The 14,732-nt window shown below is 45.5% G+C and carries 15 protein-coding genes; 10 read left to right on the forward strand and 5 right to left on the reverse strand.

Annotated features, from left to right (window positions below; genetic code table 11):
- The 3 genes from rplC to rpmE form a co-directional block, all read right to left on the reverse strand.
- A complete protein-coding gene (gene rplC / locus R7093_RS11500; protein WP_005379555.1) occupies positions 1-630 on the reverse strand; it encodes a 50S ribosomal protein L3 in 630 nt (209 codons plus the stop codon).
- A gap of 14 nt (positions 631-644) precedes the next feature.
- Positions 645-956, reverse strand: a complete 312-nt coding sequence (gene rpsJ, locus R7093_RS11505; RefSeq protein WP_004410492.1) for a 30S ribosomal protein S10 — start codon at positions 954-956, stop codon at positions 645-647.
- Between the two features lie 456 nt (positions 957-1,412).
- Entirely contained in the window at positions 1,413-1,634 is a 222-nt protein-coding gene (rpmE, locus tag R7093_RS11510) for a 50S ribosomal protein L31 (protein WP_005379546.1), read from the reverse strand.
- A gap of 296 nt (positions 1,635-1,930) precedes the next feature.
- Between rpmE and priA the strand changes: the two genes are divergently transcribed.
- The 7 genes from priA to rraA all read left to right on the forward strand — a co-directional run bounded on the left by priA (position 1,931) and on the right by rraA (position 10,555).
- Positions 1,931-4,135: a primosomal protein N' gene (gene priA, locus R7093_RS11515; protein ID WP_318146658.1), complete on the forward strand. Its 2,205-nt coding sequence runs from the start codon at positions 1,931-1,933 to the stop codon at positions 4,133-4,135.
- A 302-nt stretch (positions 4,136-4,437) separates the two neighbouring features.
- On the forward strand, positions 4,438-5,466 hold the full coding sequence (cytR, locus tag R7093_RS11520; RefSeq protein ID WP_254901949.1) for a DNA-binding transcriptional regulator CytR: 1,029 nt from the start codon (positions 4,438-4,440) through the stop codon (positions 5,464-5,466).
- A 225-nt stretch (positions 5,467-5,691) separates the two neighbouring features.
- The gene (ftsN, locus tag R7093_RS11525) at positions 5,692-6,240 is read left to right on the forward strand and encodes a cell division protein FtsN (protein WP_017820300.1); all 549 of its coding nucleotides are present in this window, start codon (positions 5,692-5,694) and stop codon (positions 6,238-6,240) included.
- 115 nt (positions 6,241-6,355) lie between these two features.
- Complete coding sequence (hslV, locus tag R7093_RS11530; RefSeq protein WP_158159544.1) at positions 6,356-6,907, forward strand: ATP-dependent protease subunit HslV; 552 nt, start codon at positions 6,356-6,358, stop codon at positions 6,905-6,907.
- A 23-nt stretch (positions 6,908-6,930) separates the two neighbouring features.
- Positions 6,931-8,262 carry an HslU--HslV peptidase ATPase subunit gene (gene hslU, locus R7093_RS11535; RefSeq protein ID WP_025768349.1) on the forward strand — a complete coding sequence of 444 codons (1,332 nt, stop codon included), beginning with the start codon at positions 6,931-6,933 and terminating at the stop codon, positions 8,260-8,262.
- A 792-nt stretch (positions 8,263-9,054) separates the two neighbouring features.
- Entirely contained in the window at positions 9,055-9,972 is a 918-nt protein-coding gene (locus R7093_RS11540; RefSeq protein WP_172563400.1) for a 1,4-dihydroxy-2-naphthoate polyprenyltransferase, read from the forward strand.
- A 76-nt stretch (positions 9,973-10,048) separates the two neighbouring features.
- Positions 10,049-10,555 (forward strand): ribonuclease E activity regulator RraA, encoded by a 507-nt coding sequence (gene rraA, locus R7093_RS11545; protein WP_005379537.1) that lies wholly within the window; start codon positions 10,049-10,051, stop codon positions 10,553-10,555.
- A gap of 135 nt (positions 10,556-10,690) precedes the next feature.
- Here rraA and zapB read toward each other — a convergent pair whose 3' ends face one another.
- Positions 10,691-10,933, reverse strand: a complete 243-nt coding sequence (gene zapB, locus R7093_RS11550; RefSeq protein ID WP_005379536.1) for a cell division protein ZapB — start codon at positions 10,931-10,933, stop codon at positions 10,691-10,693.
- 348 nt (positions 10,934-11,281) lie between these two features.
- Here zapB and glpX point away from each other — a divergent pair, with 348 nt between their 5' ends.
- The 3 genes from glpX (at position 11,282) to R7093_RS11565 (ending at position 13,970) form a co-directional block, all read left to right on the forward strand.
- The gene (gene glpX / locus R7093_RS11555) at positions 11,282-12,289 is read left to right on the forward strand and encodes a class II fructose-bisphosphatase (RefSeq protein ID WP_318146659.1); all 1,008 of its coding nucleotides are present in this window, start codon (positions 11,282-11,284) and stop codon (positions 12,287-12,289) included.
- A gap of 549 nt (positions 12,290-12,838) precedes the next feature.
- Positions 12,839-13,459, forward strand: coding sequence for a helix-turn-helix transcriptional regulator (locus R7093_RS11560; protein WP_005379532.1), 621 nt, complete (start codon positions 12,839-12,841; stop codon positions 13,457-13,459).
- 160 nt (positions 13,460-13,619) lie between these two features.
- A complete protein-coding gene (locus R7093_RS11565; protein WP_054579276.1) occupies positions 13,620-13,970 on the forward strand; it encodes a DUF3135 domain-containing protein in 351 nt (116 codons plus the stop codon).
- On the opposite strand, the gene R7093_RS11570 is transcribed toward R7093_RS11565, so the two are convergent.
- Positions 13,964-14,257: a GIY-YIG nuclease family protein gene (locus R7093_RS11570; RefSeq protein ID WP_411913251.1), complete on the reverse strand. Its 294-nt coding sequence runs from the start codon at positions 14,255-14,257 to the stop codon at positions 13,964-13,966. The two genes, R7093_RS11565 and R7093_RS11570, sit on opposite strands and share 7 nt — an antisense overlap.
- Positions 14,258-14,732 lie beyond the last annotated feature (475 nt).

Genomic DNA, 14,732 nt, shown 5'->3' on the forward strand with positions numbered 1-14,732 from the left:
TTATGCTTTAACAGCTGGTTTAACGATCACGTTGCCGCCAGTTGCGCCTGGGACTGCACCTTTAATAAGAAGCAGGTTGCGCTCAGCGTCAACACGTACGATCTCTAGGTTTTGAGTCGTTACACGCTCAGCACCCATGTGACCTGCCATTTTCTTGCCTTTAAATACGCGACCTGGAGTCTGACATTGACCGATAGAACCAGGAGCACGGTGAGACAATGAGTTACCGTGAGTCATATCTTGAGTACGGAAGTTCCAACGCTTAACAGCGCCTTGGAAACCTTTACCCTTAGATGTACCAGTAACGTCTACTTTCTTAGTTTCGTTGAATAGTTCAACAGTTAGTTCTGAACCAACTTCGAACTCTTCGCCGTTTTCTAAACGGAATTCCCAAAGACCGCGACCAGCTTCAACGCCAGCTTTAGCAAAGTGACCTGCTTCAGCTTTGTTTACACGGTTAGCTTTCTTAGAACCAGCTGTAACCTGGATTGCTGCGTAGCCGTCAGTTTCAAGAGTTTTCACTTGAGAAACACGGTTAGCTTCAACCTCAACAACTGTTACTGGGATAGAAACGCCTTCTTCAGTAAATACGCGGGTCATGCCCACTTTACGACCGATTAGACCAATCATACTTCTAATCTCCCTTAACCTAGGCTAATTTGAACGTCAACGCCCGCAGCAAGGTCTAGACGCATTAGAGCATCAACAGTCTTGTCTGTTGGCTCAACGATGTCGATTAGACGCTTGTGAGTACGGATTTCGTACTGGTCACGTGCTTTCTTGTTAACGTGTGGAGAGATAAGAACTGTGAAACGCTCTTTACGAGTTGGCAGTGGGATTGGACCACGAACCTGTGCGCCAGTGCGCTTAGCTGTTTCAACGATTTCCGCTGTAGAAGCATCGATTAGTTTGTAATCGAAAGCTTTTAGGCGGATACGGATACGTTGGTTCTGCATGAGACAGAGCTCCAAATTTAATAAATTACACAAACAATATCGCCACTCAAACTCGTCGAGACGAGAGAATGCCGATTGATTTATGTGAAACCGTAGCATCCAAGATTAGGACGCATTGTCAGTTAATTTTCGATTAACTATCCCTATATGCCAAAGTCACCTTTGAGGATAGTTTTTCCGAAGAAAAGATAGCTAATTGTATTAACCGCGAACATAAGCTGAGTATACATTACCTCACAAATCCTTAGATTTGCTCGCTCCTCACTGCTCATTGGTTCACAACTGGCTTAACCAGTGCGCTGCATTATACAGATCACACTTTAGGTTGCAAGCGCTGAGTGAAAAATAATCGGGAATATTCCAAACCCCATACATTCCTCTTCGCTTGGTAGCCATTAAAACAAAAAGGACGCCGAAGCGTCCTTTTCTAAACTGTAATCGTAATAGCGGCTGCTATTATTTCTTACCGCTTGATAGTGCACCGAAACGCTTGTTGAAGCGATCAACACGGCCGCCTGTATCAACGATACGTTGCTTACCAGTGTAGAATGGGTGACACTTGTCACATACGTCTAGGTGGATAGACTCTTTACCTAGAGTAGAGTTGAACTCAAAAGAGTTGCCGCAAGAACAAGTCGCTTTTACTGCTTTGTATTCTGGGTGGATACCAGCTTTCATGGGATAACCTCAATAGTAGGCCGTGTCGCTATACGAATCTAAGCCGCACACCACACGCAATTAATAATAAAATGGGATACCGCATCAACTAATTGCCGAAGCCATATCTCAAGGCGCGATATAGTAAAGAATCACATTGCTCGGATCAACACATTTGGCAACTTTTTCGCCACTTTTTTAGCCAGACTAATCATAGAGGCACGATTCACGCTGAATCGCATTGCTTTACTCGAATTTCCATACCGATTTTAATAGACTCTCATTTCCTTTCCCTCTTTTTTAATAGCTAAGAATTTATGCGTCCAACCATTGCTAGAGTGGCATTACCCGTTCCGCTCGACAAACAATTTGATTACGCCATTCCGGGGCACCTGTTTCCGATCATTGGTGGACGCGTTTCCGTACCTTTTGGACGCCAAACGTTAGTTGGCATCGTCACCGCGGTGGTTAACCATTCGGACTTCCCCAAAGATCAACTCAAGCCAATCAAAGCGGTTCTTGACTCTCAGCCCGTGTGGTCAGAAAAACTCTATTCATTGCTGACTTGGTGCAGCCAATTCTACCAATACCCACTTGGAGACACGCTTCACAATGCGATGCCGTCAGCCCTACGTAAAGGAAAGCCTGCCGATTTCGCCACGCTACAGGAGTGGCAAGTTACCGAGCCCGGTAAAGACAAGCTGATGCAAGGACTCGATCGTCGAGCAGTAAAGCAACAGAAAGTTTTGCAAATGCTTATAAACGGCCCTTTACCCCATCAAAAATTTGTCGACCAAGAAATCGCCTCAACGGTACTAAAATCCCTAGAAGAGAAAGGCTGGATTGAACGTATCGAGAAGAAACCGACAATTACCCAGTGGGGGCAGCACGTTGAGTGTGACGTTGAAAAGCCAAAGCTCAACCATGAACAGGCACTCGCCATCGCGAGTGTAAATAGCCAAACAGGTTTTGCCTGCTATTTATTAGAAGGCGTCACGGGCTCAGGTAAAACGGAAGTGTACCTCAACCTGATTAAACCAGTCCTCGAAAAAGGTAAACAAGCCTTGGTTTTAGTACCAGAGATAGGCTTAACCCCACAAACCATCAACCGCTTTAAACGCCGTTTTAATGTGCCGGTTGACGTTGTTCACTCGGGATTAAACGAGACAGAACGTTTAAATGCTTGGCTTTCTGCACGCGACAAAGCGGCTGGAATCATTATCGGCACGCGCTCTGCCCTGCTTACGCCTTTTGCTGATCTCGGGATTATCATTGTCGATGAGGAACATGACTCATCGTACAAACAACAAGATAGCTTGCGTTACCATGCCCGCGATGTCGCAGTAATGCGCGCCCACAAAGAGCAAGTGCCGATTGTTTTGGGCTCAGCAACACCCGCACTGGAAACATTGCACAACGCCTTATCAGGCAAGTACCACCATTTAACCCTGACCCAACGCGCAGGTTCTGCGGTTCCAACCACCAATAAAGTGTTAGATGTAAAAGGTCAGTATTTAGAAAGTGGCTTATCCGCCCAATTGATTGCCGAAATGCGCAAACACTTAAAAATGGGCAATCAGGTTATGTTGTTTCTTAACCGCCGAGGTTTCTCGCCCGCTTTGATGTGCCATGAATGTGGTTGGATTGCAGAATGTAAACGCTGTGATGCGTACTATACGTTCCACCATTACAGCAACGAAATACGCTGCCATCACTGCGGCTCACAACAACCGGTGATTCATCAATGTCAGGGGTGTGGTTCAACCCAATTGGTTACCGTCGGCGTAGGAACGGAACAACTCGAACAACAATTGGCTCAGTTATTTCCAGAATACAACGCCATTCGCATCGACAGAGACAGCACACGTCGCAAAGGTAGTTTGGAAGACGCCCTTGAATCGATTCGTAAAGGTGAACATCAAATTCTGATTGGCACCCAAATGCTAGCTAAGGGGCACCATTTTCCAAATGTAACGCTCGTTGCTCTTTTGGATGTTGATGGCTCTCTCTATAGTAGTGACTTCCGCGCTTCCGAGCGACTAGCGCAGTTGTTTATTCAAGTCGCAGGTCGTGCCGGCCGCGCAAGTAAACCTGGCGAGGTTATCCTACAAACCCACCATCCTGAGCACAGCTTGCTGCAGGCCCTGCTTCAAAAAGACTATCGCCACTTTGCTATGACTGCTCTGGAAGAACGCAAATTGGCTCAGCTTCCGCCTTATAGTTTCTTGACTCTGTTTAAAGCAGAGGCGAACCAAAGTGAGGTAGTTGAAGACTTCCTGCGTCAGGTTCGCTTTACGTTAGAGTCACACCCTCTGTTCGATGATTCCTGCATGGTGTTAGGCCCTACTCCTTCACCTTTGGCCAAGCGGGCTGGTAAATACCGTTGGCAACTATTACTGCAAACTCAGCATCGTTCATTGATGCAAAAGTTATTAACCAGTGCCAAACCTGCTATTGAGTTGTTGCCAAATGCTAAGAAAGTACGCTGGAATTTAGACATAGAACCACAAGATCTCAGCTAGCAAACGTTTAACTATGTAATGAATTACCATTTAATGTGACTAGAATCACACCAAGATTACAATTTTTGTTAAACAGACCGTAACTTTCACTTTAGAAATGAATAGACTATCCAAATTAGAAAAGTCTAAAGTGACTTGTTTGCACAGGCTTAGATTAAACAATGACTATTCCCACAAATTGATATCGCGGTGAAGAATCCATTTTCCCACTCGTTAACACGAACTGAGCGAAGAGCAAATACAGCTCTAACTCGGTTTGATTACTCTGATTTCAAACCGGAATAACGTCATCTTGGCAAAAAATAAATGAGAGGTTAAAAACTATGGCGACAATGAAGGATGTTGCCCAGCTTGCGGGAGTGTCTACGGCTACGGTATCTCGAGCCTTAATGAATCCAGAGAAGGTCTCTTCTTCTACAAGAAAGAGAGTAGAAGATGCCGTACTTGAAGCGGGTTATTCTCCAAACTCATTAGCGCGTAACTTACGTAGAAACGAATCAAAAACCATTGTTACTATCGTTCCCGACATCTGTGATCCTTATTTTTCTGAAATTATTCGCGGTATTGAAGATGCAGCCATGGAACATGGCTATCTAGTCCTGCTGGGCGATAGCGGACAACAGAAGAAACGCGAAAGCTCTTTCGTTAACCTCGTATTTACTAAGCAGGCAGATGGAATGCTACTGCTTGGTACAGATCTACCATTCGATGTCAGTAAGCCAGAGCAAAAGAACTTACCTCCGATGGTAATGGCGTGTGAATTTGCGCCAGAGCTCGAGCTTCCGACAGTACATATTGATAACCTGACCTCAGCATTTGAAGCGGTGAATTACCTGACTCAATTAGGTCATAAACGCATTGCTCAAATCTCTGGACCAGATACAGCAATATTGTGTCAGTTCCGCCAGCAAGGCTACCAACAAGCCCTGCGCCGTGCCGGCATCAATAAAGATCCACAATATAGTGTCATTACTGAGTTCTCTTTTGATGGCGGAGCAAAAGCCGTTCGTAAACTGCTCGAATTGCCAGAACCACCAACGGCTATTTTCTGTCACTGTGACACAATGGCCATCGGCGCAATTCAAGAAGCGAAAAAGCTTGGCTTACGAGTACCGCAAGATCTCTCTGTTGTGGGCTTTGATGACATTAACTTCGCTCAGTACTGCGATCCACCGTTGACCACCATCTCTCAACCTCGCTATGAGATTGGTCGACAAGCGATGCTAATGATGCTCGAGATGTTAAAAGGCCACGACGTGCATTCAGGCTCGCGTCTGCTTGAAACTAATCTCGTCATTCGTGGAAGTGCAGCGCCACCACAGCGTCCTTAACCTAAAGATTAGGTATTCATCCCCAAAGCGGTGCTGAGGCGCCGCTTTTTTATTTACCCCTCCTGCTTTTTGTGTATCCCTGAATAAATGTAAGTGAGAACGGAAACACACTCCTACACTCGGGCGTTGTCGCGCTTTAACTATCAAGATTCTATCAATAGGGTGTTTTCTCAACTCGTTCTGGATTAACATATTTGCAAGAATCCTTGATGACCAGAAATAACCGTGGCAAATAGAGATTATGTAAGACGGGGGCGAGGCGCCCCAAAAAAGTCGACAAAAAAACAGCCGCCGAGAAGAAAAAAACCTTGGCGCAGTGGCCTGCTCGCTATCTTGCTCGTGGGCGGTTTTGGCTATGGTCTTTACCTTTTGAGTAGCGACCCAGAACCTAAACAACCAGTCGTGAAGCAGCCAACAACCACTGTCAGCAAACCAAAGCCGAAAAAAGACTTGCCGCCACCACCAGAAGAAAAATGGGAATATGTTGAGTCACTACCGAAACGTGAAGTTGAAGTTGTGGCTAAAGAAATTGAAGTTTCTAAAATTCCTTACATCATGCAGTGTGGCGCGTACAAAACTCAGGCACAAGCGGAAGAGCGCAAGCTTGCAATCGCGTTCCAAGGGATGTCGAGCAAGATTCGTAAGAAAGAAGGCAGTTCATGGTATCGTGTGGTGCTAGGTCCGTATAAGTTCAAACGTGATGCAGAACGTGACCGTCATAAACTGCAACGCGCGAAAATCGAGCCGTGCGCGATTTGGAAAGAAAATCTTTAAACTCAGGCCCTAGGAGCTAAGATCCTAGGGCCTTTCTTTTTGCCCCCTTGAATCCCCATTTCTCCTCCCCCATATACTGAATTAAATCCAAAGAGAAATAATCAAGAGGTCGACTGTGACTACCATTGTATCTGTACGTCGAAATAATAAAGTCGTCATCGCGGGTGATGGCCAAGTATCTCTAGGCAATACCGTAATGAAAGGTAATGCGCGCAAAGTTCGCCGCCTATACAACAACCAAGTACTAGCGGGCTTTGCCGGCGGTACTGCGGATGCCTTCACCCTTTTTGAGCGCTTCGAAAGCAAACTGCAAATGCACCAAGGTCACCTAACCAAAGCGGCAGTTGAGCTAGCCAAAGACTGGCGTAGCGATCGTGCTCTGCGCAAGCTCGAAGCCTTACTTGCCGTTGCCGACGAAACCGCATCGTTAATCATTACCGGTAATGGTGATGTCGTACAGCCAGAACACGACCTGATTGCGATTGGCTCTGGTGGTGCTTACGCACAAGCTGCCGCAACCGCCCTACTAGAAAACACAGATCTAGATGCTCGTGAGATCGCGGAAAAAGCTCTCAATATCGCGGGTGATATTTGTGTCTTCACTAACCATCACCACACGGTAGAAGAGCTAGACTCAACAGTAGAGCCTGAAAAGACAACCGCGTAATCGTAACGAAGTAAGGAAAGAATATGTCTGAAATGACGCCTCGCGAAATCGTTCATGAATTGAACCGCCACATTATCGGTCAAGAAAAAGCCAAGCGTTCGGTTGCGATTGCACTTCGTAACCGCTGGCGCCGCATGCAGCTTGAAGAAAGCTTGCGTGCCGAAGTGACGCCAAAAAACATCTTGATGATTGGCCCTACTGGTGTTGGTAAGACTGAAATCGCACGACGCCTCGCAAAACTGGCAAATGCCCCTTTCATCAAAGTTGAAGCGACAAAATTCACCGAAGTGGGTTACGTTGGTAAAGAAGTTGAAACCATCATCCGTGACCTAACAGATGTCGCTGTGAAAATGACGCATCAACAAGCGATGGAGAAAGTGAAATTCCGCGCAGAAGAGCAAGCAGAAGAACGCATTCTTGATGCGCTACTGCCACCAGCACGTGATAGCTGGGGTCAAGCAGAGCAAACGGAAGAGTCTTCTCACACTCGCCAGATCTTCCGTAAGAAACTGCGTGAAGGCCAACTAGACGATAAAGAAATTGAAATCGACGTAGCCGCACCACAAATGGGCGTAGAGATCATGGCGCCTCCTGGTATGGAAGAGATGACTAACCAGCTGCAAGGCATGTTCCAAAACCTCGCTGGCGACACCAAGAAAAAACGTAAGCTGAAAATCAAAGACGCAATGAAAGCGTTAGCGGAAGAAGAAGCGGCGAAACTGGTTAACCAAGAAGAGCTAAAAGAAGCGGCGATTTTCAACGTTGAAAACAACGGCATCGTATTTATCGATGAGATCGACAAGATCTGTAAACGCGGCGAGAGCTCAGGCCCAGACGTTTCACGCGAAGGTGTTCAGCGCGACCTACTTCCATTAATTGAAGGCAGCACGGTATCAACCAAGCACGGCATGGTAAAAACAGACCACATTCTGTTTGTTGCATCTGGTGCATTCCAAGTGGCAAAACCATCTGACTTGATCCCAGAATTGCAAGGTCGTCTACCAATTCGTGTTGAGCTAGAAGCACTAAGCAGCAACGACTTCAAACGCATTCTGACAGAACCAAAAGCCTCTCTAACAGAGCAGTACGTTGCGTTGATGAAAACGGAAGATGTGGACATCGAATTCACAGAAGACGGTATCACGCAAATCGCGGAAGCTGCATGGACGGTCAACGAAAGCACAGAAAACATCGGTGCTCGTCGCTTACACACCGTTATGGAACGCTTAATGGATGAAATCTCTTACGACGCAGCGGAGCAATCTGGCGCTAAATTCGTTATTGATTCCGCTTATGTGAAAGCACGCTTAGGCGACACGATTGAAGATGAAGATCTAAGCCGCTTTATTCTTTAATCGCAATCTATTTTACCAAAGCCCAGAATCTTGTTTCTGGGCTTTTTGTATAGAATAACGGCCACTGTGACAACACCTAAATCAAAAAGATCTCGTCATTCTAGCGAGCTCAAGCGAGACTAAGAATCTAGTAACAGCAGACGCCTATTCTTTCTCTCTCACCGTAACACTTCACAATCGGATGATAGATTCTGAATCACACTCGTTCCTCGCTGTTCAGAATGACGGTCACTTAGACGACATCTAAATCAAAAGGTCTGGTCATTCTAGCGAGATCTAGCGAGACTAAGAACCTGGTAACAACAGACGCCTATTTTTCCTCTCTCACCTTAATCACCGCACAATCGGACGATAGATTCTGAATCACACTCGTTCCTCGCTGTTCAGAATGACGGTTACTGTGACAACACCTAAATCAAAAAGATCTCGTCATTCTAGCGAGCTTAAGCGAGACTAAGAATCTGCTAACAGCAAACGCCTATTCTTTCTCTCTCACCACAACACTTCACAATCGGATGATAGATTCTGAATCACACTCGTTCCTCGCTGTTCAGAATGACGGTGACTTAGACAACATCTAGATCAAAAGCTCTCGTCATTCTAGCGAGCTTAAGCGAGACTAAGAATCTGCTAACAGCAGACGCCTTTCTTTCCCACTCACCTTCACCACTGCACAACCGGATGATAGATTCTGAATCACCCTTTGACTTCTAGTTGAGTTGTTTTAGGTCAATAGCGTATCTGCCTCTTTGTGCTTATACTGGGCACATTGGTTACTAGCACGAAATTTCCATGAAACAATCTCTACAGATCTGGCTTGAAGCCGCTCGTCCAAAAACATTACCTCTGGCATTAGTCTCTATCTTAACAGGTAGCGTACTCGCCTACTCGGCGGGTCATTTCTCACTGACGATTGCCATCATGGCTTTCGTAACCGCGACATTGCTGCAAATTCTGTCCAACCTGGCAAACGACTATGGCGATGCCGTTCAAGGTACAGATAACAACAAACGCCTCGGCCCATTACGAGCGATGCAGTCTGGCGCGGTAAGTGCGAAACAGATGAAACAGGCGATTATCTTTAACATCGCTCTGACCGCCATTTCAGGCTTGGTGTTGGTTTTCTATTCACTAAGTTCACTGGAAAGCATTGTCACTTTTATCGGGCTGGGAATTCTGGCCATTCTCGCAGCCATTGCTTATACCATGGGTAGCAAACCATACGGTTACGTGGGGCTTGGCGATATATCAGTGTTCTTGTTTTTTGGTCTACTCGGCGTATCCGGTACCTACTTCTTGCATACCGGTCACGTAGACACCACGCTATTCTTACCTGCTTTAGGCTGCGGTTTACTCGCCGTTGCAGTACTCAATATCAACAATATGCGTGATATAGAGAACGACCGAGAGTGTGGTAAACGCACGGTGGCGGTACGCTTAGGTCAACGTAAAGCCAAACAGTACCACTTTATTTTACTTGGCGGAGCTATCCTTGCCTTTGCAGCTTACTTGTTAATTCAAGACAAACCCGTTTGGATTAGCTTGCCATTTTTACTTAGTATTTATTTCGTGGCCGATCATGGTAAAGCAGTTTGGCATACACAAAAGCCCGCTCAAATAGCACCAATGATGCCAGTCATCGTGAAATGCTCTCTAGTCACCAACGTTTTGTTTGCAACAATTGTGGTAGCTCAAACTCTAGTAAGTTAAAAAAGGATTGTCATTGCATTGACTTAATGCCTAGATATACTCAAAGACAACCAATTTCTGTTTAGAAAGGTACGCTATGGAATACAATACCTCAGCACTCTGTGATATCTACCTCGATCAGGTAGATGTGGTTGAACCAATGTTCAGTAACTTTGGCGGTCGCGCTTCATTTGCCGGGCAAATCACCACCATCAAGTGTTTTGAAGATAATTCGTTGATCCGCGAGACATTAGAGCAAGATGGACTTGGTCGCGTTTTGTTAATTGACGGTGGCGGTTCCCTACGTAAAGCCCTTATCGACGCAGAAATCGCAACCATTGCGGAAGAAAACGAGTGGGAAGGCATTGTCGTTTACGGCTGTGTTCGTGAAGTAGATGAACTTGAAGATATGAACTTAGGCATTCAAGCCCTCGCTTCTATTCCTGTTGGAGCGACCAGTCAGGGTATTGGCGAATTGGATGTACCAGTCAACTTTGGCGGCGTCAGCTTCTTACCTGAAGATTATATTTATGCCGATAGCACCGGAATTATCCTGTCGCCTGAACCATTGAATATTGATTTAGAGTTGGATGAAGAAGCATAGCGAGTCTTAGACGCCTAAGTTATAGGGCCTTCTCCTAGCTCTTAGCGCCTAGCCTTGTCTCAACATTATCTACTTCCCTAAAACACAAACACCCGCTTAACGCGGGTGTTTTTAATTTGGAATGAAGAAGCCGAATTATTCCACTTCGTCCATTTTGCCAAGTAGTGCACGAATGCGCTCTTGCCATTGTGCGTGCTCTTGCTGTGCTTGTTGTGCTTTTTGCTCTAGCTCTTCACGTTGAGAGCGAAGCTCGTTAGCTTCTTCCGCAAGTTTAGCTTTATCTTCTTTCAGCTCTTCGACTTCCATCTGAAGAAGAGTGATTGTGTCAACTGCAGTTTGAATTTTAGATTCTAGTTGTTCTAGTACTTCAAAAGACATCTTGGCCTACCTATGTTATTCCGTTGGGACGATGTGCGAGATTGATGCACACCTAACCTATATAAGGTTCATTCTACTCAGCGTCGCGATGAGAAACACTCACTATATTCGATATTTTGCATCATTCGGTCAAAAAATCAGCGCAATCTCACTAAACGCTGACTTTTCTTGTCGCCGAAGCATTTTTGAGCAAGGATTTTGCGTCTCGCTACTCTGAAAATCGCCCTAAGTATTGATCAAATTCAAGTTAGATAAAGTAAAAGCCTCGCAAAAAGGCAAACGTTTACTCGACCTTGTGATAGAATCGCCGCGCAAATTCTTCTTCCCTCTTGCTTACTTGGAGACATCATGAAACGCGATTTAGCAATGGCATTTTCCCGTGTGACTGAAGGTGCAGCTCTGGCTGGTTACAAATGGCTTGGCCGTGGCGATAAAAACGCAGCCGATGGCGCAGCTGTTGAAGTTATGCGCACGCTACTGAACAAAACAGATATCAGTGGTGAAATTGTCATTGGTGAAGGTGAAATCGATGATGCGCCAATGCTGTACATTGGTGAGCAAGTGGGTATTGGTGGTGATGAAGTAGATATTGCAGTCGACCCGATTGAAGGAACGCGTATGACGGCAATGGGACAATCGAACGCACTAGCCGTACTTGCCGCAGGTGAGAAAGGCAGCTTTCTTAAAGCGCCAGATATGTACATGGAAAAACTGGTTGTTGGCCCTGGTGCAAAAGGCGTAATTGACTTAGAAAAGCCGTTAAAAGAAAACCTAGAGAACGTAGCAAAAGCCCTGAACAAGCCACTTGATACCCTAGTCGTTATTACCCTTGCGAAACCTCGCCACGATAACGTTATTGCAGAAATGCAAGCAATGGGCGTACGTGTCTTTGCGGTGCCTGATGGTGACGTGGCTGCCTCTATTCTGACTTGTATGCCAGACAGTGAAGTGGACATGATGTACTGTATTGGTGGCGCGCCAGAAGGGGTAGTATCAGCAGCGGTAATTCGAGCGCTAGACGGTGATATGCACGGTCGCCTGCTTCCTCGTCACGAAGTAAAAGGCGATACTGAAGAAAACCGCATTTACGGTGCAGATGAACTAAAACGCTGCGATGAAATGGGCGTAAAAGCGAATGTTGTCCTCAAAATGGAAGACATGGCTCGTAGCGACAATGTGGTATTTTCAGCTACAGGCATCACTAAAGGTGACTTGCTGGAAGGTATCTCTCGTCAAGGCAATATTGCAACCACAGAAACGCTGCTCGTGCGCGGTCGATGCCGAACTATTCGCCGCATTAAGTCGACTCACTACCTAGATCGTAAAGATCTAGAAGTACGCGATATTATTCTTTAAGCATTTCTCGAGGCTCTCGCTCAGTCTGAGCTTGAGCCTTTCTTTCCGCACAACGGGCAATAGATTCTGAATCACACTCGTTCCTCGTTGTTCAGAATGACGGTGACTTTAATAAGCTCTAAATCGAAAGAACTCGTCATTCTAGCGAGTTCCAGCGAGACTAAGAATCTAGTTGTAACAAGCTCCTATTCTTTCCTGAACACCTCAACCACTACTCAACCGGACGATAGATTCTGAATCACCTCGTTCCTCGCTGTTCAGAATGACGGCTACCATAGCAAGCTCTAAATCGAAAAAACTCGTCATTCTAGCCAGTTCCAGCGAGACTAAGAATCTAGTGGTAACAAGCTCCTATTCTTCCTGCTCGCCTTAACCGCTGCACAATCGGACGATAGATTCTGAATCACCTCGTTCCTCGCTGTTCAGAATGACGACATATATTGGCTCATATGAACATCGCCCCTACAAATCCACACTCAAATTAAGTCAACACTTTTCTTTACTAACCCTATCGCGCATAATATGTACTGACGTATAAATGGTGGGTATATGAAGACCGTAGATAGGATATTGCAAATCGTTAAGCGTGATGGCTCCGTCACTGCAAAACAACTCTCTTCTGAGCTAGGTATGACAACCATGGGGGCTCGTCAGCACCTGCAAAGTTTAGAAGATGATGGCATTCTTTCTATCCATGACGTAAAAGTAAAAGTTGGTCGCCCTGCTCGTCATTGGTCTCTCACTCAAAAAGGTCATGAGCAATTTGCTGACCGTCACGGTGAGTTGACCATTCAGTTTATAGAAGCTGTCGAACATATCTTTGGCAAAGATGGACTGGAAAAAGTCACATCAGAGAGGGAAAAACTCACGTTACAAAGTTATCGTCAGCACCTTGAGCAATGCGACTCTCTGCAAAGCAAACTAGAAACACTCGTCACATTAAGAGAGCAAGAAGGCTATATGGCTGAACTCGAGAAAGATGAGAACGGATTTATTTTAATCGAAAATCACTGTCCGATTTGTAAAGCCGCAACTCGCTGCCCAAGCTTGTGCCAATCAGAATTGAGTGTCTTTCAGTCTTTACTTGGACGTGACACCAAAGTAGAGCGTACCGAACACATCATTAGCGGCCAAAGACGCTGCGTTTACCGCATCCAACAACTGCAGTAACCACCACAACCAAACATCGACATGCCGCACTTATTCAATCTAAAGCTTGAAAGCTTCTCTTATAAGTGAGACGGCTAAAGAATTCATCCTCTCTCCTCTTTCTAGTGGTATAGGCTTTTAGTAACTAAAGGCAATTTCCATAAGGATTTGGAGAGCATCGATGTCTACTCTACGTCATATCCCACCCCAAACGCTTCCTCCATTCGATGAAATGGTTCGAATGGCAGAGCGAGACCCAGAAGCTTTTGAGCAATTTCGTCATGAGATGGCGAAAGAGATGATCGAAAGCGCATCAGAAGATATGAAAGAAAGATTGTGGGCTCAACAAAGCCACATTGATAGAGTCATCAGCACGTGTAAAAACCCTCATCACACCAATGTGGTATTGATGAACGAGTTGCGAAAACAGGTCGTAAAGTTCAAAGCAGCGCTAGAAGGGGAAGCGGCACCGACACAAAAAGCGGATGTGGTTAGCTTAAATGCGTTTAAAGATAGGGATGATTTTTACTGATACTCAGTAGATAGATCGAGAAAGTTAGGGTTCGTTTCTCTTACCAAGGCTAACTTCCACTCACGCTTCCACTGCTTGAGCTGCTTTTCTCGGTTTATAGCATTAGCCATATCGTCGAATAACTCAAAGTAAACGAGCTTATGAACGTTGTATTTCTTAGTAAATCCTTCCACTACTCCATTTTTATGTTGCCATATTCTTTGGGGCAGCTGACTGGTAACACCTATGTAGAGACCGGCGTTGTTATTTGACGTTAGGATATAAACGCAAGGTGTCTTATCGATGATTCATTCTCCTTCATTATTCGCTGTTACTTTTCCATTGTAATTCGCAAGCTCAGTCAGTTTATTTCGAACTCGGAGCGCTCTATGCGTAGATTCTGAATCACACTCGTTCCTCGTTGTTCAGAATGACGGTGACTTTAATAAGCTCTATGTCAAAAGCGTTCGTCATGCTAGCGAGCCTTAGCGAGACTAAGAATCGCGTAACAACAAGGCTCCTATTCTTTTGCTCTCACCTTAGCCACTGCTCAACCGGATGATAGATTCTGAACCACACTCGCACCTCTCTGTTCAGAATGACGATGGCTTTCACAACCTCTAAATCAAAAGAATTCGTCATTCTAACGAGTCTCGGCAAGGCTAAGAACCTGCCAACAGTAAACTCCTATTCTTTCCCGCTCAGCTTAACCACTGCTCAACCGGACGATAGATTCTGAATCACGCTCGTCCCTCGCAGTTCAGAATGACGATGGCTTTAACA

This window comes from Vibrio sp. 1580 (assembly GCF_033340055.1).